Source organism: Cupriavidus sp. 09_S30 (genome assembly GCF_056930435.1).
The window spans coordinates 1,580,445-1,606,912 of sequence record NZ_JBXOWI010000002.1; the positions used below are offsets into that span (position 1 = coordinate 1,580,445).

The window sequence follows — 26,468 nt, forward strand, 5'->3', positions numbered from 1 at the left end:
GGCCCGTGAAGGCTTGGTCCGGCGGGCAATCCGCCGGGTGGGCAGGGTCGGTCGTGCTACCATTGCGCGCCGCGCGCCACGGACAGCACCGGAACGCGCGCCGATTGTGATTTAAAGCGCTCTTTTTGGTATCGCCTATGTAATCATCCGGTTACATTGCGTCCACCGGATACCCTGCTGCCGCGTTGTCTTGTTTCCCGCCCGGCCCCTGGGCCGCCGGGAAAGCGTCCCTGGCTTGCCGCACGCCTGCCGGGAGGCGTCGGCGTGGCGGACCGGCGTGCCGCGTCAGACGACCACCAAGCCAGTTCTCCAGGAGATTTATGCGTAGTTTATCGACCTCGCGCCAGGCGGGGCTATCCGTTGCTGCCATTGCGCTGGTGAGCCTGTTCATCCTGCTGGTCTGGTTCGGCACGCTAGACGCCCGCCATCTGCTGCGCTCGGACGAAGGGCGTTATGCCGAGATCGCCCGTGAAATGTTCGCCACCGGGGATTGGGTGACGATCCGCTACAACGGATTGAAGTACTTCGAGAAGCCGCCCTTCCATATGTGGGTCAGTGCGCTGACCTATACCCTGTTCGGCCTGGGCGACTGGCAAGCGCGGCTGTGCGTGGCGCTGTCGGGCATGATCGGCCTGGTCGCCTCGATGGCGGCCGCGACGCGCTGGTTCGGTACGCGCGCAGGGCTGCTGACCGGGCTGGTGCTGGTGGCAGCGCCGATGTGGGCCGTGGCGGCCCATTTCAACTCGCTCGACATGACGCTGTCCGGCGCCATGGCCTGCGTGCTCGCCTTCATGCTGCTCGCCCAGCATCCGGGCAACACCCCGGCCGCGCGGCGCGGCTGGATGTGGGCCTGCTGGCTGGCGATGGGCGTGGCCATCCTGACCAAGGGCCTGGTGGGCATCGCCCTGCCCGGGCTGGTACTGGTGCTCTACACGCTGATCTCGCGCGATTTCGCGCTGTGGCGGCGCATTCATCTGCTCTCCGGCATCGCGCTGATGCTGATCGTCACCGTGCCCTGGTTCTGGCTGGTGTCCGAGCGCAATCCCGAGTTCCTGCAGTTCTTCTTCATCCACGAGCACTGGCAGCGCTACACCTCGAAGGTGCATTCGCGCACCGGCCCGCTGTATTACTTCGTGCCGCTGCTGATCGCCGGCTTCCTGCCCTGGCTCGGCCTGTTCCCGCGCATGTGGCAAGTGGTGCGCGCGGGCGCGCCGATCGGCCGCGGCACCCGCCCGTTCCAGCCGGCCCTGCTCACGGCCATCTGGGCCATCGCCATCTTCGTCTTCTTCAGCCTGTCGGACTCCAAGCTGCCGGGCTATATCGTGCCGATCTTCCCGGCGCTGGGTATCCTGGCCGGGGTCGCGCTGGAACACATCAGCGAGCGCTCATGGCGCCGGCAGATGCTGGCGATGGCGGTGATCTGCGCCATCGGCCTGGCGGCCAGCCCCTATGTGGCGACGCTGAATTCCGACAATACGCCCAACGCGCTCTATCGCCCCTTCGCGGTCTGGGTCGCCGCGGCCTTCGTCGCCCTGCTCGCCGGCATCTGGCTGAGCTACCGCATGCTGCGCAAGCGCGGCGTGTTCGTGAGCGTCGTCACCTATGCGGTGGCCATGTTCTGCGGATTCACGGTCGCGCTGCTGGGGCACGAGGTGATGGGCCGCCAATCCTCCGGCGCGGACATGGTGCCGGCCATCAAGGCCGTGCTCAAGGATGACATGCCGCTGTACGGCGTGCGCATGCTCGACCACACGCTGCCGTTCTACCTGCAGCACACGCTGATCATGGTGGAAGCGCCCGACGAGCTGGATTTCGGCACCAAGCAGGAGCCGCAGAAGTGGGTGCCGACGCTGGATGGCTTTATCGCCAAGTGGCAGGACGGCCAGCCGGCCATGGCCATCATGGGCGCCGATACCTACCGGCAGCTGAGCGAGCGCAAAGTCACGATGTTCAAGATCGCCCAGGACACGCGCCGCGTCGTCGTGGCCAACTTCGCGCCGCCGGGCAAGGCGGCCGCACCCGTCCAGGCGGCCCCCGCCTCGGCCGCCATGCCTGCCGCCGGCGCGGCAGCCCCGCAGTGAGCACGTCATGAGCCTGTCGACCTTCGCTTTCATCTTCGCCGGCGTGCTGCTTAACGCTTGCGCCCAGCTGCTGCTCAAGGCAGGTGTCAATGCCGTGGGCGCTATCACCATCGACCGCGCCACGCTGATCACCACAGCCTTGCGCGTGCTGACGCAATGGCCGGTGCTGGCCGGCCTGACGCTCTACGTCGTCAGCGTCGGGGTCTGGATCGTCGGCCTGTCCCGCGTGGACGTGTCGATCGCCTATCCGATGCTCTCGCTCGGCTATGTCGTCAATGCGCTGGCGGCGTGGTGGCTGTTCGGTGAAATGATCGGCCCCTTGCGCGTCGCCGGCATCCTGCTGATACTGGCTGGCGTTTTTCTGATCGCCCGTTCCTAGGAACCTGCTTCCCATGTCCGCTTCCGCTTCCACCGCCGCGCAGGACTTCCTGCCTTTCGTCAGGCCGAGCATTGACGAGGCCGCCATCGCCGAGGTCGGCAAGGTGCTGGCTTCGGGCTGGATCACGTCCGGTCCCAAGATGCAAGCTTTCGAGGCTGCGCTGTCCGCGCTGTTCGGCGGCCGGCCGGTACGCACCTTCGCCAACGGCTCCGCGACCATGGAGATCGCCCTGCGTATCGCCGACATCGGCCCGGGCGACGAGGTGATCACCACCCCGATCACGTGGGTGGCCACGGCCAATGTCGTGCTGACCGTAGGCGCCCGCCCGGTCTTCGTCGACATCGATCCGCGCACGCGCAATATTGACCTGGACGCCGTCGAAGCAGCCATCACGCCGCGCACGCGCGCAATCATGCCGGTCTACCTGTCGGGCCTGCCCGTCGACATGGATCGCCTCTATGCGATTGCGGCCCGTCACAAGCTGCGGGTGATCGAGGACGCCGCCCAGGCCATTGACTCGCACTGGCGCGGCCAGCGCATCGGCGCCTTCGGCGACCTGGTCAGCTTCAGCTTCCAGGCCAACAAGAACATCACCTGCATCGAAGGCGGCTGCCTGGTGATGAACTCGCCTGAAGAAGCGCTGCGCGCTGAGCGGCTGCGCCTGCAGGGCGTGATCCGCACCGGCATGGATGGCATGGACGTCGAGGAGCCAGGCGGCAAGTTCAACCTTACCGACGTGAACGCGGCCATCGGCCTGTCGCAACTGGAGGGGCTCGACGCCATCACCGCGCGGCGTGCCGAACTGGCCGAGACCTATTTCCGTTGCGCCGATGCCGCCGGCCTGCAAGGGCTGGGCATCGAGCTGCCGCTGCCGCTCGATCCGCGCGAGGCCACCACCAACTGGCACATGTTCCAGGTGGTGCTGCCGGTCGAGCGCTTCACCGGCGACCACCCGCAAGGCGCGCGTGCCGCGGTGATGGAAGCTATGCGCGAGCGTGGCATCGGTACCGGCGTGCACTACCCGCCGGTCCACCTGTTTTCTTATTACCGTTCCCTCGGCTGGCGCGAGGGCATGCTGCCGCACGCCGAGCGCATCGGGCGCGGCATCCTGACGCTGCCGATGTTCCCCGCCATGCGCGATGCCGACGTGGAACGTGTCTGCGCAACCCTAAGCGAAACATGCAAACGCCTCTTCAAATGAGTCCCGTCGAGGTCTCGGTCGTCATCCCCGTCTACAACGAGGAGGATGGCCTGCAGGCCCTGTTCGATCGCCTTTACCCGGCGCTCGACGGGCTCGGCGAGTCTTACGAGATCATCTTCATCAACGACGGCAGCCGCGATCGCTCGCCCCAGCTGCTGGCCGCGCAGTACCATCGCCGCCCGGACGTGACGCGGGTCATCCTGTTCAACGGCAACTTCGGCCAGCACATGGCCATCCTCGCCGGCTTCGAGCACACGCGCGGCAAGATCGTGATCACGCTGGATGCCGACCTGCAGAACCCGCCAGAGGAAATCCCTCGTCTGGTCGCCGCCATGCGCGAAGGCCACGATTACGTCGGCACGATCCGCCGCGAGCGCAACGACACGGCCTTCCGCCGCATCGCCTCGCGGGCGATGAACCATCTGCGCGAGCGCATCACGCGCATCAAGATGACGGACCAGGGCTGCATGCTGCGCGCCTATGACCGCAATATCGTCGACACCATCAACGCCTGCCGCGAGGTGAACACCTTCATTCCGGCATTGGCCTACACCTTTTCGGCCAACCCGGTCGAGATCACGGTCGAGCACGAGCAGCGGCACGCCGGCGAGTCGAAGTACTCGCTGTTCCAGTTGGTCCGGCTCAACTTCGATCTCGTGACCGGCTTCTCGATCGTGCCCCTGCAGTGGTTCTCCGCCATCGGCACGATGTTGTCGATCGCCTCGGCAGGCCTGGTGGTGCTGCTGCTGGCGCGCCGCTTCCTGTTCGGCGCGGAAGTGCAAGGTGTGTTCACCCTGCTGGCCTTCAACTTCTTCCTGGTCGGCATCATGCTGTTCGGGATCGGGCTCCTGGGCGAGTACATCGGCCGCATCTACCAGGAAGTGCGCAACCGGCCGCGCTACCGCATCCAGGCCGTGCTCGAGGCCAGCGCCGATGGCGCGGCCAAGCCGGCCAGCGTGGAGTCGCCATGCGCGCAGTAGTCTTCGCCTACCACAACGTCGGCGACCGCTGCCTGCGCGTGCTGCACGCGCGCGGCGTGGAGATCGCGCTGGTGGTGACGCACCGCGACCGCGCCGACGAGAACATCTGGTTCCGCCGCGTGGCCGACACCGCTGCCGAACTGGGCCTGCCCTGCATCTACGGCGAGGATCCGACCGATCCGGCGCTGGCTGCGGCGGTCGAGGCGGCGCGGCCGGACATGATCTTCTCCTTCTACTACCGCGCCATGATTCCGCAGGCGCTGCTGGCGCTGGCCCCGCAGGGTGCATTCAATATGCATGGCTCGCTGCTGCCCAAATATCGCGGCCGCGTGCCGGTCAACTGGGCAGTGCTGCACGGGGAGTCGGAAACGGGGGCCACCCTGCACGCAATGGAGGCGAAGCCGGATGCCGGCTTCATCGTCGGCCAGACGGCCGTGCCCATCCTGCCGGACGACACCGCGTCGCAAGTCTTCGACAAGGTCACCGTGGCGGCCGAACAGACACTGTGGCAAGTGCTGCCCGACATGCTGGCCGGCAACACCCCGCGCCATCCGAACCCGCTCGAGCAAGGCAGCTACTTCTCCGGCCGCAAGCCCGAGGACGGCCGCATCGACTGGACACAACCGGCGGCGGCAGTCTATAACCTGATCCGCGCGGTGGCGCCGCCCTACCCGGGCGCCTTCACCGATATCGGGGGACGGCGTTTCGTCGTAGCGCAGGCGCGCCGCCCGACCCCCGCAAGCCAGGCTCCGCTGGCAGCCGCCCTGCAAGGTGCCGCGCCCGGGCTGCATGCAGCCGGCGATTGCATCGCCGCCCTGTGCGGCGACGGCGGCCTGATCCTGGTCCATGAACTTCTGTGCGACGGCACGCCGATGGCGCCGTCGGAGTTCGCTTCATTTTTTACTGCATCGTCCAAAGAGGAAAACCGATGAAAAAGGTCCTGATTCTTGGCGTCAACGGCTTCATCGGCCACCACCTGACGCGCCGCATTCTCGAAACCACGTCGTGGGAAGTCTACGGCATGGACATGTCGTCCGACCGTCTCGGTGACCTCGTCGAGCATCCGCGCATGCACTTCTTCGAAGGTGACATCACCATCAACAAGGAGTGGATCGAGTACAACATCCGCAAGTGCGACGTGGTCCTGCCGCTGGTGGCCATCGCCACGCCAGCCACCTACGTGCGCCAGCCGCTGCGCGTGTTCGAGCTGGACTTCGAGGCCAATCTGCCCATCGTCCGCGCCGCGGTCAAATACGGCAAGCACCTGGTGTTCCCGTCGACCTCCGAAGTCTATGGCATGTGCGCCGACGACGAGTTCGATCCCGAGTCCTCCCCGCTGGTCTATGGCCCGATCAACAAGCCGCGCTGGATCTACGCCTGCTCGAAGCAGCTGATGGACCGCGTGATCCACGCCTACGGCATGGAGCAAGGCCTGAACTACACGCTGTTCCGCCCCTTCAACTGGATCGGCGCCGGCCTGGACTCGATCTTCGAATCGAAGGAAGGCTCCTCGCGCGTGGTGACCCAGTTCCTGGGCCACATCGTGCGCGGCGAACCGATCAAGCTGGTCGACGGCGGCGCGCAGAAGCGCGCCTTCGCCGATATCTCGGACGGCATCAGCGCGCTGATGCGCATCATCGAGAACCAGAACGGCGTGGCCAGCGGCAAGATCTTCAACATCGGCAACCCGGGCAACATCCACTCGGTGCGCGAGCTGGCCGAAATGATGCTGAAGATGGCGGCCGACTACCCCGAGTACGCCGAGGAAGCCAAGAAGACGCAGATCATCGAGACCTCGTCCGGCGACTTCTACGGCAAGGGCTACCAGGACGTGCAGCACCGCGTGCCCAAGATCGACAACACCATCGGCGAACTGGGCTGGAAGCCCGAGGTCAGCATGGAAGAGGCGCTGCGCCGCATCTTCGAGGCCTATCGCAGCAAGGTGGTCGAGGCCCGCACCCTGGTCGATTCGGCAAACTGACGCCGGCGGAGAAATGGCACGCATCGCCCTGAAGGTCGACGTCGACACGTTGCGCGGCACCCGCGAGGGCGTGCCGGCGCTGCTGAACATGCTGGAGAAGGTGCGCGCCGAGGCCACCTTCCTCTACAGCCTCGGGCCGGACCATACCGGCTGGGCGCTGCGCCGCGTGTTCCGCCCCGGCTTCCTGCAGAAGGTCTCGCGCACCTCGGTGGTGTCGAACTACGGGCTGCGCACGCTGATGTACGGCGTGCTGCTGCCCGGGCCGGACATCGGCCGCCGTGCCGCGGCGCAAATGCGGGCCGCACGCGCGGCCGGCCACGAGTGCGGCATCCACACCTGGGACCACGTCTACTGGCAGGACAATGTGCGCGGCCGCGATGCGGCCTGGACGCGCCGGCAGATGCAGAGCGCGTTCGACCGCTTCGTCGAGATCTTCGGCGAAGCGCCGCCTACGCACGGCGCCGCCGGTTGGCAGATGAACGACGAGGCCTTCCGCCAGATCGACGACTGGGGCATGGCCTATGCCTCCGACGGCCGCGGCGTCTCGCCCTACATCCCCACTGTCGGCGGCAAGGCCTGCCGCCACGTGCAGATGCCGACCACTCTGCCCACGCTGGACGAGCTGATCGGTGTCGACGGGCTGACCGAAGACAATGTGCACGAAGCGGTGCTGCAGCTGAGCAACGACGGGCGCGACCATGTCTTCACGCTGCACACCGAACTGGAAGGCGGCAAGCTGGCGCCGGTGTTCATGCGCCTGCTGCACGGCTGGCGGGCGCAGGGGCACGAACTGGTGTCGATGGCTACCTACTACCGCCATCTGGACCGCAGCACGCTGCCGCAGCTGCCCGTACGCTGGGGCAGCATCGAGGGGCGCAGCGGCGAGCTGATCATCCAGCCTTAGTACCCGGCGGGCACGTCGCTGCCCGCCCCTCTCCGGTCTAATCCTCCCCGGAGGGCCTTCCCTTATTGCACCCTATCCCGCCAGCGCGGGAAAACCCTGTCAACGCCACCTTGCCGGCACCGCTAAGCAAGGGAGTCTGAAACGGGCCCACTCCGGCGAAGAACGGAAGGCCATCGGGGTTGCGCCACATGCTACGCATCGAAGATCTGGACACGCCGCCGGAGGGATTCCTGCGCGACCAGGCAGAGGGATACGACTTCTACACCGCCATCCAGGGCGCCGGGATCGAAGGATTCCGCTTCGGGTATTTCGCCGTCTACCGGCACGACGAACTCATCACGATGGCACCTTACTTCGTGATGGACTTCCGGCTCGACACACTGCTGCCGGGCGGCTTGCTCAAGCGCAGCCTGAGCTGGATCAAGTTCAAGCTGGCCTGCATCGGCAATCCCACGGCCGACGTCGGCCGGATCCACGGCGAGGTCTCCGCCGATGTCCTCGCCTTGATCAACGCGGCGCTCGCCAGCCACGGCAGCCTGCTCGCCTACAAGGGTTTCGGCGACGGCCTGCCGCTGGATGGCTTCGTGCAGGCGGTGGGCCTGCCCGTGCCGGTGCTCCCGCTCGCCCCCGACTATTTCAGCGCCCTCAAGAGCGAGCGACGCAACCTGCTCAAGCGCAAGCTGAAGAAGGCCGCCGCGCTGCGCTGCGAGGAGCATGACGGCCTGCCGGCGGCGCTGGTGGACGCAGTCCACGCGCTGTACATGAAGACTTACAACAAGGCCGAGCTGAAGTTCGAGAAGCTCAGGCCGGAGTATTTCCGGCGCACCAGCGGCATCAGCAAATACCTGCTGTTCTTCCACGAGGATGAACTGGTCGGCTTCACGCAACTGATCGGCCGCGGCGGGCATCTGATCAATCGCTACATCGGGCTGGACTACGACAAGAGCGAGCGCCACGGCCTGTACTTCGCCATGTTCATCAAGGCAGTGGAATTCGGCGTGCGCGAAGGCTATCTCACGCTGGAACTCGGCGCGACGTCCTATGAGTTCAAGCGCATCCTGGGCGCGCGGCAGGAACCGACCTGGAACTACTACCGGCACGGCACGCCCTGGCTCAACTGGGTGCTGGGCAAGCTGTGCGTCGTGCTTGAGCCATCAGCGTCGGAGTTGAAATAGGGATCGTCTCAGAAACGGAAAATAAAGCACGCTAGTGCGCCGGGAGAGCGGCAAGATGACGGAAGAGGCCCGTTTCCTGACGTTGAGGTAACGAGGAACTACGGTCGGCCCGCTGGTTCTGCAGGCGCCGAGCATTGCGAAATCGCCCCCATTTCCGCTTCGGTCATGACCCCATCCCACCTTCGTTGCGGTCTTCATCTTCGGCATCGTGGCTCGCGGCGGGCAGTAGTTTCAGTAGCTCTGGAAGCGCCGTCTGCACGGTTTCCCACACCAAATCGAGGTTGATGTCGAAATGGCCGTGAGCGATACGGTTGCGCATGCCGCGCATGCTGCGCCACGGTATTTCGGGGTGTGCCTGCGTGAACTCGGCGTAGCCGTCCATCAGCTTCGTGGCCGCCTCGCCAATGATGATGAGGCTCATGATGACGGCCTGCTGGGTACGCTTGTCCTCAAGGAAGTCGTCCTTGGCCAAGCCCGCTGCGAAGCCGCATGCATCTGTCGCGGCCTAGTGCATGTGGTCGAGGTAGTCGGGCAGACGATTCTCACTCATACCGGCTGCGCCTCTGCGAGCACCCTGGCCCGGACCTTTGGCGGCAGGTCGGCCGGGGTCAGAAGATCGACGTGGATACCAAGCAGCGATTCCAATTCGTCTTGCAGGCCGCCTAGATCGAACAGCGTCGCGCCGGGCAGCGCGTCGACCAACAGATCGAGGTCGCTGCCGTCCTGGTCGGTGCCGTGCAGCACGGATCCGAAGACGCGCGGATTCGCCGCGCGGAAACGGCTTGCCGCTTCGCGCACTGCGCTTCGCTTCATGTCGAGCACAACGGACGGTCGCATGGGCATCCTTTCTTATCGAAACTCGTTGATGGTAAGCCATTGAGAATGGAGTTTCAAAAATCGCTTTCGAGGATCGCAATGCCTTGATTTGCCTTGCCGCGTCGGTTGTCTTGGCGGGCCGGTCACAAACCTACATTTTCTCGACAGTCCAAGGACCTCGAGGATTACTTGGTGCCGCCTGCGAAATTCGCCAGCGTCACTCTGGCGCAGCAGCGCCAAGATCGGCGCGGGCAAATCCAGGACGCTACGGCCGCGGCAACCGGCACAGCGTGCCTTATTTTCCGTTTTCTGAGGCGACTCCAAATAGCGAGGGCGGCCCCCTGGGCCGCCCTGCTCCCCGTCACACAGCGCTGCCGGATGCGGCGAACGCCCTGCTAGGCGGCCACGCCGCCTGCCGTCCGCGCTACGGCGCGCACCGGCTCTGCCGCGCCCGGGCGAGCCAGCCGCAGGCCGTTGAACACCACCAGCAGGCTCGCGCCCATGTCGGCGAACACCGCCATCCACATGGTGCCCTCGCCCATCACCGCCAGGACCAGGAACACGGCCTTGATGCCCAGGGCCAGCGCGATGTTCTGCCACAGGATGCGCGAGGTACGCCGCGACAGGCGCACGAAGGCGGGCACCTTGCGCAGGTCGTCGTCCATCAGCGCCACGTCCGCCGTCTCGATCGCCGTATCGGTGCCGGCGGCCCCCATGGCGAAGCCGATGTCGGCGCGCGCCAGCGCCGGTGCATCGTTGATGCCGTCGCCCACCATGCCGGTCTTGCCCGGGCCGCCCGCCAACGCTGCGGACAGCGCCGCCAGGGCATCGGCCTTGTCCTGCGGCAACTGGTCGCCGCGTGCCTCGTCGATGCCCACCTGCGCCGCGATCGCGGCCGCGGTGTGGGAATTGTCGCCCGACAGCATCAGCGTCTTGACGCCCAGCGCATGCAGTTCCGCCACCGCCTGGCGGCTGCTTTCGCGTACCGTGTCGGCCACTGCGAACAGGGCCAACACGCCGTGCGCGGCGCTGCCGGGCCCTTCCATGCCGGCCAGGAGCACCACGGTCTTGCCCTGGCGCTCCAGCGCTTCCAGCCGTGCCTCCAGCGCGGGCGAGCACAGGCCGAGTTCATGCACCAGGCGGTGGTTGCCGAGGCAGTAGCGCAGGCCCGCCACGGTGCCGCGCGTGCCGCGTCCGGGCAGCGCTTCGAATGCTTCCACGCCCTGCACGTCGAGGCCGTCCGCGGCGGCGGCACGTGCGACCGCCAGCGAAACGGGGTGATCGGAGCGCGCGGCCAGGCTGGCGGCGATCTGGCGGGCCTGCGGCACGCCATCGGCCAGCAGCGCGAAATCGGTCTGCTCCGGCTTGCCGTACGTCAGCGTGCCGGTCTTGTCCAGCGCGAGCCAGCGCAGGTTCTTGCCCTGCTCCAGGTAGACGCCGCCCTTCACCAGAATGCCGCGCCGCGCCGCAGCGGCCAGGCCGCTGACGATCGTGACCGGCGTGGAGATCACCAGGGCGCAGGGGCAGGCAATCACCAGCAGCACTAGTGCCTTGTAGCACCAGTCCAGCCAGTTGCCATCCAGCCAGAGCGGGGGCACGACTGCCACCAGCAGCGCCACGGCGAACACCGCCGGGGTATAGATGCGGGCGAAGCGGTCGACGAAGCGTTGCGTGGGCGCGCGGCTGGCCTGGGCGGCCTCGACCGCGTGGATGATGCGTGCCAGCGTGGAATCGGCCGCCACCGCGGTGACTTCATATTCCAGTTCGCCCGCCTGGTTGATCGACCCGGCGAACACGCTGTCGCCCACGCCCTTCTCGACCGGTACGCTTTCGCCGGTGATGGGCGCCTGGTCGATGGTGGAGCGCCCCTGCACGACCTTGCCGTCCAGCGGCACGCGCTCGCCGGGGCGCAGGCGCACCCGCGCCCCGATCGCCACCGCGCGCGCGTCGACGGCCTGCCAGCCGCCGTCGGCCTGTCGCACCGTGGCCTGCTCCGGCGTCATGGCCATCAGGCCACGGATGGCCTGCCGCGCACGGTCCAGCGAGGCCGCCTCGATCCGCTCGGCCAGTGCGAACAACACCATCACCATGGCCGCTTCCGGCCACTGGCCGATCAGCATGGCGCCGGTCACGGCAATGCTCATCAGCGCGTTGATATTGAGCTTGGCATTGCGCAGGGCGATCCAGCCCTTGCGATAGGTATCGAGCCCGGCCATAGCGATGGCTGCCAGCGCGAAGGCGAGCGGCAGCCAGGGTGCGCCGAGTCCCAGCCACTCGGCCAGTTCCGCACACAGCGCGGCCACGCCGGCCAGTGCCAGCGGCCACCACGGCTTGTGCACGGTATTCGCGGCCGCGGCCGCCGGCTGCGCGCCGGCTTCGAGCGGCTCGGGCTTCATGCCCAGGCTTTCGATGGCCTGGACCAGCGGATCGAGCGAGGCCAGCTTATGATGCACGGTCAGCACGCGCTGCATCAGGTTGAAGTCAAGCGCCGCGACACCGGGCATCGCGCCCAGCTTGTCGCGCAGCAGGCTTTCCTCGGTGGGACAATCCATGGCATCGATGCGGTAGCGCACCGAGCGGGTTCCCGGCGGCGCAGGCGTCGCGGTCCGCAGCACCGGCGCGGCCTCGCAGCAGTCGGCCTGGGCGCCGGCATGCCCGCAGCCGGCGCCATGCGCGTGACGATGTTCGTCACCGTGATGGTGCGCATGCCCGTGGTCGTGATCGTGATCGTGCGCATGCCCGTGATCGTGGTCGTGATCGTGGTCGTGGTCGTGGTCGTGGCTATGATCGTGCGCATGACCCTGGTGCCGCGCCTTTGGGGCCGCGCCCTGGCACGTGTTCTGGCCGCCGCATCCGCCAGCCTGTGCGTGCTGGTGCACGCCCTGCGTGCCACAACCTTGCGCCGTGCAGCCCTGCTTCTGAGCCTTGTCAGTCATTGCCCTGGTCCGATGAATTGTCGATAGATTCGTCTTACCCTTCATTGAAGACCCTAAAGTGGCTACAGGGTCAAGCGTGTGTCAAATTCAGCACAAAATCAGAAACTTCCCCGCTGGCGGCGGCCGGTCCGAACCGGCCTTTGCCGCGCTGCCCACGGCCCATTCCACCTGCATCGGTAGGGAAAATCGCCCCTGCCTTTGTGAAATCCCTGCAAGGTGAAGGGATAGCGGCGATTTGAAACGCCTCGCTATAATCGCGCTCATGCGCCGCTTCCTGATCATCCTGTTCGCACTGCTGCTGCCGCTCCAGCTCGCCTGGGCCGGTGCCGCAGCCTATTGCGGGCACGAAGCGGCAGGCGTGGCCAGCAAGCACTTCGGCCACCACACGCATCCGCACAAGGACTTTGCCGCCGCCGGCCAGGGCGAAAGCAGCGGCAAGACCGTCAAGCTGCCCGACCTGGACTGCGCGGTCTGCCACTTCGCCGGCTCATACGGGCTGGTCTCGGAAGCGGCCTGGGCCACCTCGCACAGCGTCGCTACGCTCAAGTACCACAGCCTGCCCTCCGCCTGGCGCTCTGCGCCCGAGCAGGCGCCCGACCGCCCGCAATGGTCTCGCCCCGCTTAGGCGGCGAGACGATCCCGACCTCTTCTTCCTGCTCATTCGTCTCGCCGAATTCCCCGTTTTGAAACCGGTGAAATTCGATGAGAACACTCGTGATACCGCTCGGGCTGGCGGCAGCCATGCTCGGCCATGCCGCGTCCGCGCAGGACGTGGCTTCCCCACTCCCACAGCCGCCCCTACAAGCGGCCCAGGCGGCCCAGGCGGCCCCGCCGGCGGCAGCGTATGCCGCGGATGGCCCTGCCGAACCCGCCCGCGCACTGACGTTGGACGCCGCGCTCACGCTGGCGATCGCCTACAACGACAACCTGCGCGCCGCGCGCCATGAACTGGCCGCTGCCGATGGCGGCGTGCTGCAGGCCGGCCTGCTGCCGAACCCGGAAGTTGCCGTGCAGATGGAGGACACCCGCGAGGCCTCACGCTCGCTGACGGCGCAGATCAATCTGCCGGTCGAACTGGGCGGCAAGCGGGCCGCGCGGGTCGGTGCCGCCCAGAAGGCGCGGGAACTCGCCGGCGCTCAACTGGCCGGAACCCAGGCCGGCTTGCGCGCGGCGGTTGCGGCGGCCTTCTTCCAATTGCTGATCGCACAGGAGCGCGTGGCGCTCGCGCGCGGTGCGCTCGGTATCGCCAACGAAGGCGTGCAGGCGGCGGCCAGGCGCGTGAGCGCGGGGAAAATCCCGCCGCTGGAGGAAACCAAGGCCCGCGTGGAACAGGCCAACGCCGAGCTGGAGCTGTCCGAGGCCGGGGCCGCCCTGGCGCAGGCGCGCCAGGGTCTGGGCAGCCTGTGGGGCAATCCCGCGCCGCACTTCAGCGCGGCCGGCGGCGAGCTGCAGGCCGTGCCGGCGGCACCGGCTGAAGCTCAGTTGCGCGACGACCTGGACACCGCGCCAGCACTGCTCGCCAGCCAGCGCGAACTGGAGCGCCGCCAGGCCGAGATCGCGGTGGAGCGCAGCCGCCAGTACCCGGATCTCACCGTCAGCCTGGGCGCCAAGCGCGACAACGGCACGGGGCGCGGCGCCTATCCGGTGCTCGGCCTTTCGCTGCCGCTGCCGCTGTTCGACCGCAACCAGGGCCGCCTCTACACCGCCATCCGCCAGGCCGACAAGGCCGCTGACGAATACCGCGCCACGCGCGTGCGGCTGGACACCGAGCTGCGCCAGGCGGCCAGCCGGCTGGCGGTCGCCCGGACCTCGGCCGAATCCCTGCACGCCACCGTGCTGCCCGCCGCGCAGCAGGCGTATGGCGCAGCCCGGCGCGGCTTCGAAGCAGGCAAGTTCACTTACCTGGACGTGCTGGATGCCCAACGCACGCTGTTCCAGGCCCGTATCCGCTACCTCGGCGTGCTGGCCAGCGCCTACCAGGCAACCGCCGCCATCGACGGCATTCTCGGCCGCTGACACAGGACCACACACATGGCAATCACCAGACAACAGAAGACGATGATCGCGGCCATCGCCGTGGCCGCTGCACTGGCGGCGGCCGGGCTGCTGCTGACGGGCCGAGGCGGCGCCGACGCGCATGCCGAAGGCGAAGGAGCCCACGCCCATGACGCGCAAGGCGGCCCCGCCAGCGCGGCGACCGGTCCGAACGGCGGCAAGCGCTATGCCCAGGGCGACTACGCAATCGAAGTCCTGCTGACCGAAGACGGCGACGCACCCCGCATGCGGGTTTGGGCGACAGCGGCCGGCAAGCCGCTTGCGCCCGCCGGCCTGAAGCTGCAAGGCACGCTGCGGCGTCCCACGGGCAAGACCGAGCCCCTCGCCTTCCGGGCCACCAAGGATGGCCTGGAAAGCACCACCGCCGTGGCCGCCCCGCATGCCTTCGAGGCCAGGCTTCACCTGACCGTGCCCGGCCGCGGGGAACCCCTGGCCATCGCCTTCACCAGCGAGGAAGGTCTTGTCGAGATGACGCCCGAACAGATTCAGGCAGCAGGGCTGACGTTGCGCAAGGCGGGTCCGGGGCGGGTCGATGACAGCGTGCAGTTCCCGGGCGAGATCCGCTTCAATGAAGACCGCACGGCCCATGTGGTGCCACGCGTGGCCGGCGTGGCGCAGGCCGTGCCCGCCAACCTGGGGCAGCGCGTGAAAAAGGGCGAACTGCTGGCCGTATTCGCGAGCACCGCACTGTCCGACCAGCGCAGCGAATGGCAGGCCGCCCAGCGGCGCCTTGAGCTCGCGCGCGCCACGTACGCGCGTGAAAAGACGCTGTGGGAAGACCGCATCTCGGCCGAACAGGACTTCCTGGCCGCACGCACCGCACTGCAGGAAGCCGAGATCGCCGCCGGCAACGCGGCGCAGAAGCTGGACGCGATCGGCGCAGCGCGCACCGGCAGCGCGCTCAACCGCTTCGAATTGCGCGCCCCCTTCGACGGCATCATCGTCGAGAAACACCTGTCATTGGGCGAGGCCGTGGCAGCCGACGCCAATGTCTTCACGGTGTCCGACCTGGCCACGGTGTGGGCCGAATTCGTGATCGCCCCCAAAGACCTGGACAGCGTGCGCTTGGGCGAACCGGTCAAGATCGCGTCGACCGCGTTCGAGGGTAAGGCCGAGGGGCGCGTGTCTTATGTCGGCGCGCTGCTGGGCCAGCAGACCCGCACCGCGACCGCGCGCGTCACCCTGCCCAATCCCGACATGGCGTGGCGCCCGGGTCTTTTCGTCACCGTCAGCGTGACGAGCAGCGAAACCGAGGTGCCTGTCGCCATCGACGCCGAGGCGCTGCAGACCGAGGGCGGGCAAACGCGGGTCTTCGTTGCGGTGCCCGGGGGCTTCCTGGCGCAGCCGGTCAAGACTGGCCGCAGCGACGGCAAGCGCGTGGAGATCGTCTCCGGCCTGGAGCCCGGCTGGAGCTATGTCGCCGCCAACAGCTTCGTGCTGAAGGCCGAGATGGGCAAGGCAGGCGCCGAGCACGCGCACTGAGGCGGAGGGAACCATGTTCGAACGACTGATCCGATTCGCCATCGCGCAGCGATGGATGGTCATGCTCGCCGTACTGGCCATGGCCGCACTGGGCATCTACAGCTACACGCGGCTGCCGATCGACGCCGTGCCCGATATCACCAACGTCCAGGTGCAGATCAACAGCGCCGCGCCCGGCTATTCTCCGCTGGAAACCGAGCAGCGCGTGACCTACCCGATCGAGACGGCGATGGCCGGCCTGCCGGGCCTGGAACAGACGCGCTCCCTGTCGCGCTACGGCCTGTCTCAGGTCACCGTGATCTTTAACGACGGCACCGACATCTATTTCGCGCGGCAACTGGTGAACCAGCGCCTGCAGGAGGCCCAGGTCCACCTGCCGGCCGGCGTGGTGCCGCAGATGGGGCCGATCTCGACCGGCTTGGGCGAAATCTACCTGTGGACGGTGGAAGCCGAACCCGGCGCGAAGAAGCCGGACGGCACGCCCTATACGCCGGCCGACCTGCGCGAGGTACAGGACTGGGTGATCAAGCCACAGCTGCGCACGGTCCCCGGCGTGACCGAGATCAACACCATCGGCGGCTTCGCCAAGGAGTACCTGGTCGCGCCCAGTCCCGAGCGCCTGGGCGCATACGGCCTGACCCTGCAAGACGTGGTGCTGGCCCTCGAACGCAATAACGCCAACGTGGGCGCGGGCTACATCGAGCGTCGCGGCGAGCAGTACCTGGTGCGCGCGCCCGGCCAGGTCAAGTCGCTCGACGATATCCGCGAAGTCATCGTCGGCACCGCGCAGGGCCAGCCCATCCGCATCCGCGACGTGGCGGAAGTCGGTCTCGGCCGCGAACTGCGCACGGGTGCGGCCACGGACAACGGGCGCGAAGTCGTGCTGGGCACCGTGTTCATGCTGATCGGCGAGAACAGCCGCGCGGTGTCCCGCGCGGTGGACGCACGCATGGCAGCGATCAACCGGACGCTGCCGCCCGGGGTCCATGCCGTCACGGTCTACGACCGCACGGTGCTGGTCGACAAGGCGATCGCCACCGTCAAGAAGAACCTGCTGGAGGGCGCGGCCCTGGTGGTGGCCATCCTGTTCCTGTTTCTTGGCAACCTGTGCGCCGCGCTGATCACCGCACTGGTGATCCCGCTGTCGATGCTGTTCACCTTCACCGGCATGGCGGCCTACAAGATCAGCGCGAACCTGATGAGCCTGGGCGCGCTGGACTTCGGCATCATCGTCGACGGCGCGGTGGTGATCGTCGAGAACTGCGTGCGGCGGCTGGCCCACGCCCAGCAGGAACGGGGACGTCCGCTGACGCGCAGCGAGCGCTTCCAGGAGGTCTTCGCTGCCTCCCGCGAGGCGCGCCGTGCGCTGATCTACGGTCAACTGATCATCATGATCGTCTACCTGCCCATCCTCGCGCTGACCGGCGTCGAAGGTCGGATGTTCCACCCCATGGCAGTGACGGTGGTGCTGGCGCTGGCCGGCGCCATGCTGCTGTCCGTGACCTTCGTGCCGGCCGCGGTGGCGCTGTTCATCGGCGAACGCGTGGCGGAGAAGGAGAACCGGCTGATGGGCTGGGCGCGCCGCGTGTACGCGCCGCTGCTGTCATGGACCCTGGCGAACACGCCGGTGGTGCTGGCCTTCGCGGTGGCCTCCGTGCTGCTGGCCGGCCTGGCGGCCACGCGGCTGGGCAGCGAGTTCATTCCAAGCCTGGACGAGGGCGACTTTGCGGTGCAGGCGCTGCGGATTCCCGGCACCAGCCTGAGCCAGTCGCTGGCCATGCAGCAGCAGATCGAAGTGCGCCTCAAGGCGAAGTTCCCGGAGATCGAACGCGTGTTCGCCCGCACCGGCACGGCCGAGATCGCCGCGGACCCCATGCCGCCCAATGCCTCCGATGGCTATGTCATGCTCAAACCGCGCGCGCAGTGGCCCGACCCGTCCAAGCCGCGTGCCGTCCTGCTCGAGCAGATGCAGGCCGAGCTGGAGACCATCCCGGGCAACCGCTTCGAGTTCTCGCAGCCGATCCAGTTGCGCTTCAACGAGCTGATCTCCGGCGTGCGCAGCGATGTGGCCGTCAAGCTCTTCGGCGATGACAACGCCGTGCTGGAAGACAGCGCGCAGAAGATCGCCGCGGTGCTGCGCGCCGTGCCGGGCGCCACCGAAGTCAAGGTCGAGCAGACCAGCGGCCTGCCGGTGCTGACGGTGGAGGTCGACCGCGCCAAGGCGGCCCGCTATGGCCTGAACATGGCGGACGTGCAGGACACCGTGGCCATCGCGATCGGCGGGCGCGATGCGGGCATCCTGTACCAGGGCGACCGCCGCTTCAATATCGGTGTGCGCCTGCCGGAAGGCATCCGTGCCGACGTCGAGGCCTTGCGCCGCCTGCCGATCCCCCTGCCCAAGGCCGCCGAGCCCGCGGCCGGCACGGCGCGTGCCAGCTATATCCCGCTGGGTGAACTGGCCACGCTGGATCTGGCGCCGGGGCCCAACCAGGTCTCGCGCGAGAACGGCAAGCGGCGCATCGTGATCAGCGCCAATGTGCGTGGGCGCGACGTGGGCGGCTTCGTCGCGCAGGCGATGGAGGCGCTGGACCGGCAGGTCAAGGTGCCCGCGGGCTACTGGGTCACCTGGGGCGGCACCTTCGAGCAGTTGCAGTCCGCCACCGCCCGGCTGCAAGTGGTGGTGCCGGTGGCCTTGCTGCTGGTCTTCCTGCTGCTGTTCAGCATGTTCGGCAACCTCAAGGACGGGCTGCTGGTCTTCACCGGCATCCCCTTTGCCCTGACCGGTGGCATCCTGTCGCTGTGGCTGCGCGGCATCCCGCTGTCGATCTCGGCGGCGGTCGGCTTTATCGCGTTGTCCGGTGTGGCGGTGCTCAACGGGCTGGTGATGCTGTCCTTCGTACGCGGCTTGCGCGACCAGGGGCTGGGCCTGGACGAGGCCTTGCGGCACGGCGCGCTGACCCGCCTGAGGCCGGTGCTGATGACGGCGCTGGTAGCGTCGCTGGGCTTCGTTCCGATGGCGATCGCCACCGGGACCGGCGCCGAGGTGCAGCGCCCGCTCGCCACTGTGGTGATCGGGGGCATCCTGTCCTCGACGGCGCTGACACTGCTGGTGCTGCCGGTGTTGTACCGGCTGGCGCACCGGCGCGATGCCGCGCCGCGGCCGGCCAACTTGGGGAACGCCGCTGCGGCAGAGTTGCCGGCAGGCGGCTAGCACAAGCGTGCCCGGGGGCCGGCCGCGCCGCCGGGCATGTCACTAAATTCCTGCTGCGCCCGGAATGCCGCAAGAATTGCGCTTCCCGGGCTTGCAGGCCAGAGGCGTCAGGCGGCCTCGCTCACCACGTTCAGCATCCAGGACACCCCGAAGCGGTCCTGGACCATACCGAAGCCCTCCGTCCAGAACGTTTTTTGCAAGGGCATCAGCACCTTGCCACCGTCAGACAGCCCATCAAACAGGCGCTGCGCCTCCTCGACGGTGCGCGGGTCCAGCGACAGGCTGAAGCCGGAGAAGACGGCCGGCTGGCCGGGCATGCCATCGGAGGCCATGATCTGGCTTTCGCCGATCTGGAGATTGGCATGCATGATCTTCTCTTCCCATCCGGGGGGTACAGGCGGGCCGCCGGCCGGGGCCTCTTTCTGGCGGATCATGAAGGTCACGGTGGCGCCGAGCTTCTCGCCATAGAACGTAAAGGCTTCTTCGCAACGGCCGCCAAAGGTCAGATAAGGCTGGACTTGCATTTCGAATCTCCTGTCGTCCGGCGGGATGCCGGAGAGGTCATTATGATGCCACGGCGGCCCGCCGCGGCGGTACCCATCCCGCCCGCAGCAGGAACCGTGCGTTACGCCCGCAAGGCCTTGTATTTCCGCTAATTTTCTGGAAACACGAGCTCCAGCACGGTCTCTCCGGCACGGCTGGAGGCCGTCACCGTACCGCCATGCAGCCGCATGATGCTATCGACGATGGCCAGCCCGAGCCCGGTGGCCCCGGCCGAATTGGTGCGCGCCCGATCGCCGCGGTAGAAGCGCCCGAACACATGCGGCAGTGTCTGCGGCGCGATGCCCGCGCCGCCATTGACCACGCGGATGCGGGTTGTCTCAATGCCGGCCATCACCTCGATGGCGACACGGCTGCCCACCGGGGAGTGGCGCAGGGCATTCTCGACCAGATTGGTCACCGCGCGTCGCAGCAGCGTCTGGTCGGCCTGCACGGTCCCGCGGCCGGCCAGGACCAGTGCGAGGCTGCGCTCGGCGGCCACTGCCTCGAAGTAGTCCACCACCTTTTCGAGCTCGGCGCGGGCATCGAGCGGGCGGACATCGAGCGCCACCTGGGCGTGGTCCGCGCGCGCCAGGAACAACATGTTCTCGATCATGCGCGCGAGCCGCTCGTACTCTTCCAGGTTCGACTCGAGCAGCGCTTCATACTCCGGCGGAGTTCGGGGCTGCGCCAGCGTGACCTGGGTCTGGCCGATCAGGTTGCTGATCGGCGTGCGGAAGTCGTGTGCCAGGTCCGCCGAGAACTCCGAGAGGCGGGAAAAGCTGTCCTGCAGGCGAGCAAGCATGCCGTTGAGCGCCTCGGCCAGTTCGCGCAACTCCGCCGGCGTGCGCGTCGTGTCGAGGCGGGTCGCCAGACGGCTGGTGGTCACGGCCGAGGCCTCCTTGGCCATCCGCCGCAGCGGTTGCAGGCCGCGACGTGCCAGCAACCAGCCCAGCGCGGCGGCCACCGCCGCGCCGCACAGCGTCGCCCACAGCATGCGCTTCTGGTATGCCTTCATCAGCGCAACGCGATAGCCGGCGTCGCGCGCCACGACGATCTCCACGGCCTCGTCGGTATCGCCGAGCTGGCCGAGCGCGGCGATGCCGCTGGAGGGCACGCCATTGCGCGGGTACCAGGTCTGCAGGTCGCCGTTGTCCGGCGTGGCGCCGGCGGCCAGGATGCGCAGCGGCGGCACGCTCTCCTGGCGCGGATTGCAGTTGATCAGCGTTTCGCCCTGGCGCGTGCGCACCTGCAGGATCAGGCCTTCGTGGCCGAGCGCCAGATCGGAGAAGCGGTGGGCGTCCAGCCGCACCTCGTCGATCGAGCCGACCTCGCGCAGCAGGTGGCGCACCATCTGCACCTCGCCGATCAGCTCGCTCTCGTCGCGCTCCTCCAGCTGCCCGGCAAGGCCACGCGTGAGGTAGGTGCCGACGCCCACCAGGATCGCCACAGTGGCCAGCCCATAGGCCAGTGCCAGGCGCGCGGTCAAGGAGACATGCGCACCGCGCAGCGCCCTTGCCGCCGCGTTCCCCTGCGCCTCGCGGGGGCTACCCCTGCCGTGCACGCCGTCCGGCGGCCCGCCACCGCCGCCGCCCGTGCTCATGCCAGGCCCTCCTCTTCCAGCACGTAGCCCATGCCGCGCCGGGTGTGGATCAGCTTGCGCTCGAACGGTTCATCCACCTTGGCGCGCAGGCGCCGGATGGAGACGTCGACCACATTGGTATTGCTATCGAAGTTCATGTCCCAGACCTGCGAGGCGATCAGCGAGCGCGACAAGACCTCCCCGCGCCGGCGCGCCAGCAATTGCAGCAGCGCGAACTCCTTCGACGTCAGCTCCACCTTCTGGCCGGCGCGCGTCACGCGCCGGCGGATGGTGTCGATCTGCAGATCCGCCACCTCGATCAGCTCGCTCTCGCGCAGCGGCCCGCGGCGCAGAATGGTGCGGATGCGCATCACCAGTTCGGCGAAGGAAAAAGGCTTGACCATATAGTCGTCCGCGCCCAGTTCCAGCCCCTTGAGACGATCCGGCAGCGTGTCGCGCGCGGTCAGGAACAACACGGGCGTATCGCGGTCGCGCCGCAGTTCGCGCAGCACCTGCCAGCCATCCAGGCCGGGCAGCATGACGTCGAGCACGATCAGGTCGTACTCCTGGCCGCGCGCATGCGCCAGGCCATCGACGCCGTCGCGCGCCAGGTCGGCCACGAAGCCGGATTCCGTCAGTCCCTTGAGCAGGTAATCGCCTGCTTTCGGCTCATCCTCCACGATCAGGATACGCATGCATTAACTCATTGATGGCGAACTTCGCGGACGGCGGCGCGTTCTCTGGCGATACGCTGCCGGAGGCAGACTGCGCAGCGGCGAAGAATGCAGCTTCGTCTTGCAGTTGTCAGCAAAACGAAGGTTGGAAGCCCAGTGCAATCTCAGGTTGACCGCGCACAGCCTCCATTGGTTCACCGCGCCGCCGGCCGGATCGGCGCGGCGACCATGCTGCGCCGCAGCAAATCCGCGCGCCGCCGTCAATCGCCCTTGCGCGACCAGCGCGAGCGCGCGCCCGCATCGGGTGGCGGCATCATCGCATCCAGGTCGGCGCCGGGTGCCGGTTCGGGGATGGGACGGCCCGAATCGCGCCATTCGGCCGCCGCGGCGAAACCGTAACGCTCGGCGTAGGCCTTGAACCACATGCCCTCGGGGGAATGCCGGGTAATGCCATCGAACAGGTTGGCCAGTGTCTGCGTGCTGTTCAGGCCCATGTTTTCGTAGGCCTGGTTGATCATCAGTTTCTGCATCATCAACTGGTTCTTCGGTACTGCGGCGATGCGCTCGGCCAGCCCGCGCACCGTCGCATCCAGTTCGTCGGCTGGCACCGACTCGTGCGCCAGGCCCCAGGCCTGCGCCGTCCGGCCGTCGATCATGTCACCTGTGAACAGCATGCGCTTGGCCTTCTCCGCGCCCACCCGGTAAACCCACATCGCCGTGGTCGGGCAGCCCCACACACGGGCGGGCATGTAGCCGATGCGCGCGTCATCGGCCATCACCAGCAGGTCGGCGCACAGGGCGATATCCGAACCGCCGGCAACGGCATAGCCGTGCACCTTGCAGATAGTTGGCTTGTAGGACCGCCACAGGCTGAAGAAGTGGTCGGTATTTGCGCGCATCAAGCGATAGTCGCGCATCGGGTCCCAGGGCATGGGCTGCGTGTACTGGCGCTCGCGGTCGCCTTCGGCGAAGGCTTTCAGATCGTATCCCGCGCAGAACGCGTCGCCGGCACCCTGCAGCACGATCACGTGGACGCGGTCATCGTCGTTCGCCTGCGCCACGGCCTGGGCGATCTCGCCCGGCATGGCGACATCGATGGCGTTGAGCCGCTCTGGGCGGTTCAGTGTGATGAAGGCCAGCCGGTCCTCCACATCCAGCTTCAGGGTCGAGAATTCCATGGTCGCTGTCTCCTCGGGTCGGTGCGGGGTGGTATCGCACCATTAGAGCAGCAGCAACTGGCGGCAAACAAGCTGCGGCGCGGCAAGCCGGCCGGGCTGGAACCCAGGAAAACGCCCGCGAGCGGAGCGAAAGCCGGCCGGTAAAGCCGGTAAGCGAGCTGGTAAGCGGGCCAGTAAGCGGCTATTCGACGCGGAAGTGCTCGATGGACTGGCCCGCGTTGACGGCACGCTGCAGCCAGTCCGGGTATTCGCCGGTGCCATCCCACGACTGGCCCAGCGCATTGCGGTACAGCACGGCAGGAACCGGCGCCTTTGACTCGGGTGGCTTTGCATCGGCTTGCGCGATTCCGTCGTCGCTGGCCGGGAAGCAACCTGCCTGGACGAGATCCTCGAGCGTCAGGCCATGGCGATCCATCTGCTCGCGCACCCATGCGGCTGCAGCGAGCTTGGCAGTTTCAAACTCTGACATTGGTTTGATCAAGAAGCCCGTGGGCCGGCATGCCGGACGGGCAAACGTGGGTGAGCGGCGAGGGGGCGGCCGCTCTGTGCCCGCGCATTCTACAGGCTGTCGGCCATCGTGCCAGGCGGAAACGGTGGAAATGGCCCTGAGGACTGTGTGGGAATGCGCGGGTGCCGGCGTGTCAAGGCGGCCCCGGCCGGATGACAGGATTGTCATGTTGCGGTCATGTCGTGGTGGGTGACGGCTACGTAGACTGCCTTCCATCGGCGGTCGCCACGGCCGCCTTCGCCTTACTTACAGGAGAATCGATATGCGCACCCTCAAGCAAGCCCTGCTCGGCGCTGCCCTGGCCGCCTCCCTGAGCACCGTCGCCGGCATCGCCAACGCCGCCCCCCGCAGCCCGGACGTCTACACGGACGGAGCTGCCGGCATCACACGTTCCGCCTATCCGGAAGGTGCCCACCGCATCGACAGCCCGCGCGATCCCTACACGGACGGGAACCGCCAGATCAATGAAGCCCGCGATTCCTTCAGCGACGGCGCCTGAGCGGTCCGGTAGCGGATTCAGCCCGCGCCTCGGGCCGAGGCGCGGGCGTATCGCAGGCATATCGCGGGCGTATGGATGGACGTACCTCTCCCCTATTTCACGAGTTCCCGCAGACTGTCGACCACCTCGGGGTTGGCCAGCGTGGATACGTCTCCGGGGTCCTGATGGTTCGAAAGTGCCGCGAGCACCCGCCGCATGATCTTGCCCGACCGGGTCTTCGGCATGTCAGGAACGATGAGCACCCGGTGCGGCCGCGCAATGGATCCGATCCGCGCGACCACTGAGTCCAGGACCTGCTTTTCCACATCCGCCGAAGCTTGCACGCCGGGCTTCAAGGAAACATAGAGCTCGGGCACCTTGCCCTTGATCTCGTCGGCGACCGGTACCACCGCCGCTTCGACGACATCGGGGACAAGCAGGGCGGCCGACTCGATTTCCTTGGTACCGAGGCGATGGCCGGCGACATTGATCACGTCGTCGATGCGGCCAAGAATCCGGAAATAGCCGTCCGCAGCCTCGACAGCCCCGTCTCCCGCCATGTAGGGCCAATCGCGCCAGTCCTTGCTGTTGGGATCCCTGCAATAGCGGCCATAGTACGTTTTCACGTAACGCTCGGGGGCCTTCCAGATGGTCTGAAACGCTCCGGGCCACGGATTGAGGATGCAGATGTTGCCGGCCTTGCCAGATCCGCCCGCCAGCTGATTGCCATCGTCGTCATAGATCACCGGATGAATGCCGGGAATCCCCGGGCCGGCACTGCCGGGCTTCATCTTGTGCAATGCCGGCACCGTGCTGCACAGGAACCCGCCCGTTTCCGTCTGCCACCATGTGTCGACAATGACGGCCTCCCCCTTGCCGACGGACTGGTAGTACCACTTCCACACTGCGGGCTCGATCGGTTCGCCGACGGTCGTCATGTGCTTGAAGTGATAGCTGTACTTCGCCGGCTCGTCCGGTCCGCTGCGCCGCAGTGCCCGGATCGCCGTCGGTGACGTGTGGAAGATGTTGACGCCTAGGCTTTCGGCAATCCGCCAGGGGCGCCCGGCATCGGGATAGACCGGCACGCCTTCGTACACGACCGACGAGGCACCGAGCGCCAACGGGCCGTACACGATGTAGGAATGGCCCGTGATCCAGCCGATGTCCGCCATGCACCAGTACACGTCCTCGGGGTGGATGTCCTGGATGTATTTCGACGTCCAGGCGACGTAGGCGAGAAAGCCTCCAATGGAATGCTGGCAACCTTTGGGGCGCCCGGTGGTACCGCTCGAATACATCAGGAAGAGCGGCGCCTCCGCCGGCATCTGCTCGGGCTCGACACGCTTGCCGCGGAACGCCCTGATGGTCTCGTTGACGATCAGGTCGCGTCCCTCCACGAGCTTGGTCGGGCTCGAGTACTTGCCCGGATAGCGCTGCCAGATCAGGACCTTCTCGGCCTTGTGCCCCTTCGCGGCAGCTTCGTCGAAGGCGATGTCGGCCTTTTCCTTGTGATCGATCAGCTTGCCGCCACGCCAGTAGGCGTCCATCGTGATCAGCAGGCGGCTTTCGGAATCCAGGATGCGATCGGCGCAGGCGGCGCCGCTGAAGCCGCTGAAGACTTGCGAATGTATTACCCCGAGCCGCGCGCAGGCAAGCATCGTGAGGGGCAGTTCCGCCACCATGGGCATATGGAGGGTGACCCGGTCACCGGCTTTCAGGCCGCAGACGTCACGCAGCATGGCCGCGAACTCGTTGACCCGGACATAAAGCTCCTGGTAGGTGACATGCTGGACCGTCTCGTCCTCGGGCTCCGGCACGAAGTGGATCGCGGCCTTGTTACGGTATTTGGCGAGGTGGCGATCCACGCAGTTGTAGCATGCATTGATCTTGCCACCGACGAACCAGCGCCAGAACGGCGGATTGCTCGCGTCGAACGTCGTCTCCCAGTACTTGTACCAGTCGAGAAGATCGGCGAACTCCTTGAAGCACTCAGGGAACTTGTCGAGGGAGAAGCGCGCGAACACGCCCTCGTCCGTCAGATTGGCCTGGCCGATAAACGAGGCAGGTGGCTGGAAGTATTCCTCTTCTGGCCAATGCACGGCGATCTGCGCCTCGGAAACTTCGACCGATTGTTGCTCTGCGGAAGCGCGGCGCGATGACTTGTCGCGTGACATGACAATTCCTCCTTGCTCCCAGATGCCGGGGCACGAAGTGTCCGCGCTACCCGCGACAGCGCATCTTCCGTTCTTTCCTCACGGGTCGAGGCACCAGGCGCGGCAGTGCATGCGCTGCATAACAAGTTTACGT

At 67.1% G+C, this 26,468-nt stretch carries 20 protein-coding genes and 2 pseudogenes; 13 read left to right on the forward strand and 9 right to left on the reverse strand.

Features of this window, described 5'->3' with window-relative positions; all coding sequences use genetic code 11:
- Positions 1 to 320 precede the first annotated feature (320 nt).
- The 8 genes from AC1Z3O_RS27240 to AC1Z3O_RS27275 all read left to right on the forward strand — a co-directional run bounded on the left by AC1Z3O_RS27240 (position 321) and on the right by AC1Z3O_RS27275 (position 8,701).
- Complete coding sequence (locus AC1Z3O_RS27240; protein ID WP_483519271.1) at positions 321 to 2,081, forward strand: glycosyltransferase family 39 protein; 1,761 nt, start codon at positions 321 to 323, stop codon at positions 2,079 to 2,081.
- A gap of 7 nt (positions 2,082 to 2,088) precedes the next feature.
- A complete protein-coding gene (locus AC1Z3O_RS27245; RefSeq protein ID WP_483519273.1) occupies positions 2,089 to 2,460 on the forward strand; it encodes an EamA family transporter in 372 nt (123 codons plus the stop codon).
- Positions 2,461 to 2,473: 13 nt separating this feature from the next.
- The gene (locus tag AC1Z3O_RS27250; protein WP_483519275.1) at positions 2,474 to 3,661 is read left to right on the forward strand and encodes a DegT/DnrJ/EryC1/StrS family aminotransferase; all 1,188 of its coding nucleotides are present in this window, start codon (positions 2,474 to 2,476) and stop codon (positions 3,659 to 3,661) included.
- Positions 3,640 to 4,641 (forward strand): glycosyltransferase, encoded by a 1,002-nt coding sequence (locus AC1Z3O_RS27255; protein WP_483519276.1) that lies wholly within the window; start codon positions 3,640 to 3,642, stop codon positions 4,639 to 4,641. Before AC1Z3O_RS27250 ends, AC1Z3O_RS27255 begins: the two co-directional genes overlap by 22 nt.
- Entirely contained in the window at positions 4,629 to 5,573 is a 945-nt protein-coding gene (locus AC1Z3O_RS27260) for a formyltransferase (protein ID WP_483519278.1), read from the forward strand. The genes AC1Z3O_RS27255 and AC1Z3O_RS27260 overlap by 13 nt, the downstream gene beginning before the upstream one ends.
- A complete protein-coding gene (locus AC1Z3O_RS27265; protein ID WP_483519280.1) occupies positions 5,570 to 6,622 on the forward strand; it encodes a bifunctional UDP-4-keto-pentose/UDP-xylose synthase in 1,053 nt (350 codons plus the stop codon). Before AC1Z3O_RS27260 ends, AC1Z3O_RS27265 begins: the two co-directional genes overlap by 4 nt.
- Before the next feature lie 13 nt (positions 6,623 to 6,635).
- Entirely contained in the window at positions 6,636 to 7,526 is an 891-nt protein-coding gene (locus tag AC1Z3O_RS27270) for a polysaccharide deacetylase family protein (protein ID WP_483519282.1), read from the forward strand.
- Positions 7,527 to 7,714: 188 nt separating this feature from the next.
- A complete protein-coding gene (locus tag AC1Z3O_RS27275) occupies positions 7,715 to 8,701 on the forward strand; it encodes a GNAT family N-acetyltransferase (protein WP_483519284.1) in 987 nt (328 codons plus the stop codon).
- A 163-nt stretch (positions 8,702 to 8,864) separates the two neighbouring features.
- Here the strand turns inward: AC1Z3O_RS27275 and AC1Z3O_RS27280 are convergent.
- From AC1Z3O_RS27280 to AC1Z3O_RS27290, 3 genes and pseudogenes are all read right to left on the reverse strand, one after another.
- Positions 8,865 to 9,251 (reverse strand): annotated as a pseudogene (locus tag AC1Z3O_RS27280) (HepT-like ribonuclease domain-containing protein).
- Entirely contained in the window at positions 9,248 to 9,538 is a 291-nt protein-coding gene (locus tag AC1Z3O_RS27285; RefSeq protein ID WP_483519286.1) for a nucleotidyltransferase family protein, read from the reverse strand. The pseudogene AC1Z3O_RS27280 and the gene AC1Z3O_RS27285 overlap by 4 nt, the downstream one beginning before the upstream one ends.
- Positions 9,539 to 9,912: 374 nt before the next feature.
- On the reverse strand, positions 9,913 to 12,498 hold the full coding sequence (locus AC1Z3O_RS27290; RefSeq protein ID WP_483519288.1) for a heavy metal translocating P-type ATPase: 2,586 nt from the start codon (positions 12,496 to 12,498) through the stop codon (positions 9,913 to 9,915).
- Positions 12,499 to 12,688: 190 nt separating this feature from the next.
- On the opposite strand from AC1Z3O_RS27290, the gene czcI reads away from it, so the two are divergent.
- The 4 genes from czcI (at position 12,689) to AC1Z3O_RS27310 (ending at position 19,201) form a co-directional block, all read left to right on the forward strand.
- A complete protein-coding gene (czcI, locus tag AC1Z3O_RS27295; protein WP_483519290.1) occupies positions 12,689 to 13,078 on the forward strand; it encodes a cation efflux protein, CzcI family in 390 nt (129 codons plus the stop codon).
- 77 nt (positions 13,079 to 13,155) lie between these two features.
- On the forward strand, positions 13,156 to 14,469 hold the full coding sequence (locus tag AC1Z3O_RS27300) for a TolC family protein (protein WP_483519292.1): 1,314 nt from the start codon (positions 13,156 to 13,158) through the stop codon (positions 14,467 to 14,469).
- 15 nt (positions 14,470 to 14,484) lie between these two features.
- Positions 14,485 to 15,990 (forward strand): efflux RND transporter periplasmic adaptor subunit, encoded by a 1,506-nt coding sequence (locus AC1Z3O_RS27305; protein ID WP_483519294.1) that lies wholly within the window; start codon positions 14,485 to 14,487, stop codon positions 15,988 to 15,990.
- Between the two features lie 13 nt (positions 15,991 to 16,003).
- Positions 16,004 to 19,201 carry a CusA/CzcA family heavy metal efflux RND transporter gene (locus AC1Z3O_RS27310; protein WP_483519296.1) on the forward strand — a complete coding sequence of 1,066 codons (3,198 nt, stop codon included), beginning with the start codon at positions 16,004 to 16,006 and terminating at the stop codon, positions 19,199 to 19,201.
- Between the two features lie 107 nt (positions 19,202 to 19,308).
- Here the strand turns inward: AC1Z3O_RS27310 and yjdN are convergent, their stop codons facing one another.
- The 5 genes and pseudogenes from yjdN to AC1Z3O_RS27335 all read right to left on the reverse strand — a co-directional run bounded on the left by yjdN (position 19,309) and on the right by AC1Z3O_RS27335 (position 23,644).
- Positions 19,309 to 19,725: a VOC family metalloprotein YjdN gene (yjdN, locus tag AC1Z3O_RS27315; RefSeq protein WP_483519298.1), complete on the reverse strand. Its 417-nt coding sequence runs from the start codon at positions 19,723 to 19,725 to the stop codon at positions 19,309 to 19,311.
- Positions 19,726 to 19,853: 128 nt separating this feature from the next.
- The gene (locus AC1Z3O_RS27320; RefSeq protein WP_483519300.1) at positions 19,854 to 21,344 is read right to left on the reverse strand and encodes a heavy metal sensor histidine kinase; all 1,491 of its coding nucleotides are present in this window, start codon (positions 21,342 to 21,344) and stop codon (positions 19,854 to 19,856) included.
- A complete protein-coding gene (locus AC1Z3O_RS27325) occupies positions 21,341 to 22,018 on the reverse strand; it encodes a heavy metal response regulator transcription factor (protein WP_483519302.1) in 678 nt (225 codons plus the stop codon). The genes AC1Z3O_RS27320 and AC1Z3O_RS27325 overlap by 4 nt, the downstream gene beginning before the upstream one ends.
- Positions 22,019 to 22,257: 239 nt before the next feature.
- Positions 22,258 to 23,178 (reverse strand): annotated as a pseudogene (locus AC1Z3O_RS27330) (crotonase/enoyl-CoA hydratase family protein); the annotation flags it as partial.
- A gap of 178 nt (positions 23,179 to 23,356) precedes the next feature.
- Positions 23,357 to 23,644 carry an H-NS family nucleoid-associated regulatory protein gene (locus AC1Z3O_RS27335; protein ID WP_483519304.1) on the reverse strand — a complete coding sequence of 96 codons (288 nt, stop codon included), beginning with the start codon at positions 23,642 to 23,644 and terminating at the stop codon, positions 23,357 to 23,359.
- A 301-nt stretch (positions 23,645 to 23,945) separates the two neighbouring features.
- On the opposite strand from AC1Z3O_RS27335, the gene AC1Z3O_RS27340 reads away from it, so the two are divergent.
- The gene (locus tag AC1Z3O_RS27340) at positions 23,946 to 24,182 is read left to right on the forward strand and encodes a copper resistance protein CopQ (protein WP_483519306.1); all 237 of its coding nucleotides are present in this window, start codon (positions 23,946 to 23,948) and stop codon (positions 24,180 to 24,182) included.
- Between the two features lie 92 nt (positions 24,183 to 24,274).
- Here AC1Z3O_RS27340 and acs read toward each other — a convergent pair whose 3' ends face one another.
- Positions 24,275 to 26,335, reverse strand: coding sequence for an acetate--CoA ligase (gene acs, locus AC1Z3O_RS27345; protein ID WP_483519308.1), 2,061 nt, complete (start codon positions 26,333 to 26,335; stop codon positions 24,275 to 24,277).
- Positions 26,336 to 26,468 lie beyond the last annotated feature (133 nt).

Coding starts and splice junctions, on each gene's coding strand:
- AC1Z3O_RS27240 (WP_483519271.1), top strand. CDS start 321: ATGCGTAGTTTATCGACCTCGCGCCAGGCGGGGCTATCCGTTGCTGCC.
- AC1Z3O_RS27245 (WP_483519273.1), top strand. CDS start 2,089: ATGAGCCTGTCGACCTTCGCTTTCATCTTCGCCGGCGTGCTGCTTAAC.
- AC1Z3O_RS27250 (WP_483519275.1), top strand. CDS start 2,474: ATGTCCGCTTCCGCTTCCACCGCCGCGCAGGACTTCCTGCCTTTCGTC.
- AC1Z3O_RS27255 (WP_483519276.1), top strand. CDS start 3,640: ATGCAAACGCCTCTTCAAATGAGTCCCGTCGAGGTCTCGGTCGTCATC.
- AC1Z3O_RS27260 (WP_483519278.1), top strand. CDS start 4,629: ATGCGCGCAGTAGTCTTCGCCTACCACAACGTCGGCGACCGCTGCCTG.
- AC1Z3O_RS27265 (WP_483519280.1), top strand. CDS start 5,570: ATGAAAAAGGTCCTGATTCTTGGCGTCAACGGCTTCATCGGCCACCAC.
- AC1Z3O_RS27270 (WP_483519282.1), top strand. CDS start 6,636: ATGGCACGCATCGCCCTGAAGGTCGACGTCGACACGTTGCGCGGCACC.
- AC1Z3O_RS27275 (WP_483519284.1), top strand. CDS start 7,715: ATGCTACGCATCGAAGATCTGGACACGCCGCCGGAGGGATTCCTGCGC.
- AC1Z3O_RS27285 (WP_483519286.1), bottom strand. CDS start 9,538: ATGCGACCGTCCGTTGTGCTCGACATGAAGCGAAGCGCAGTGCGCGAA.
- AC1Z3O_RS27290 (WP_483519288.1), bottom strand. CDS start 12,498: ATGAAGGGTAAGACGAATCTATCGACAATTCATCGGACCAGGGCAATG.
- AC1Z3O_RS27300 (WP_483519292.1), top strand. CDS start 13,156: ATGAGAACACTCGTGATACCGCTCGGGCTGGCGGCAGCCATGCTCGGC.
- AC1Z3O_RS27305 (WP_483519294.1), top strand. CDS start 14,485: ATGGCAATCACCAGACAACAGAAGACGATGATCGCGGCCATCGCCGTG.
- AC1Z3O_RS27310 (WP_483519296.1), top strand. CDS start 16,004: ATGTTCGAACGACTGATCCGATTCGCCATCGCGCAGCGATGGATGGTC.
- yjdN (WP_483519298.1), bottom strand. CDS start 19,725: ATGCAAGTCCAGCCTTATCTGACCTTTGGCGGCCGTTGCGAAGAAGCC.
- AC1Z3O_RS27320 (WP_483519300.1), bottom strand. CDS start 21,344: ATGAGCACGGGCGGCGGCGGTGGCGGGCCGCCGGACGGCGTGCACGGC.
- AC1Z3O_RS27325 (WP_483519302.1), bottom strand. CDS start 22,018: ATGCGTATCCTGATCGTGGAGGATGAGCCGAAAGCAGGCGATTACCTG.
- AC1Z3O_RS27335 (WP_483519304.1), bottom strand. CDS start 23,644: ATGTCAGAGTTTGAAACTGCCAAGCTCGCTGCAGCCGCATGGGTGCGC.
- AC1Z3O_RS27340 (WP_483519306.1), top strand. CDS start 23,946: ATGCGCACCCTCAAGCAAGCCCTGCTCGGCGCTGCCCTGGCCGCCTCC.
- acs (WP_483519308.1), bottom strand. CDS start 26,335: ATGTCACGCGACAAGTCATCGCGCCGCGCTTCCGCAGAGCAACAATCG.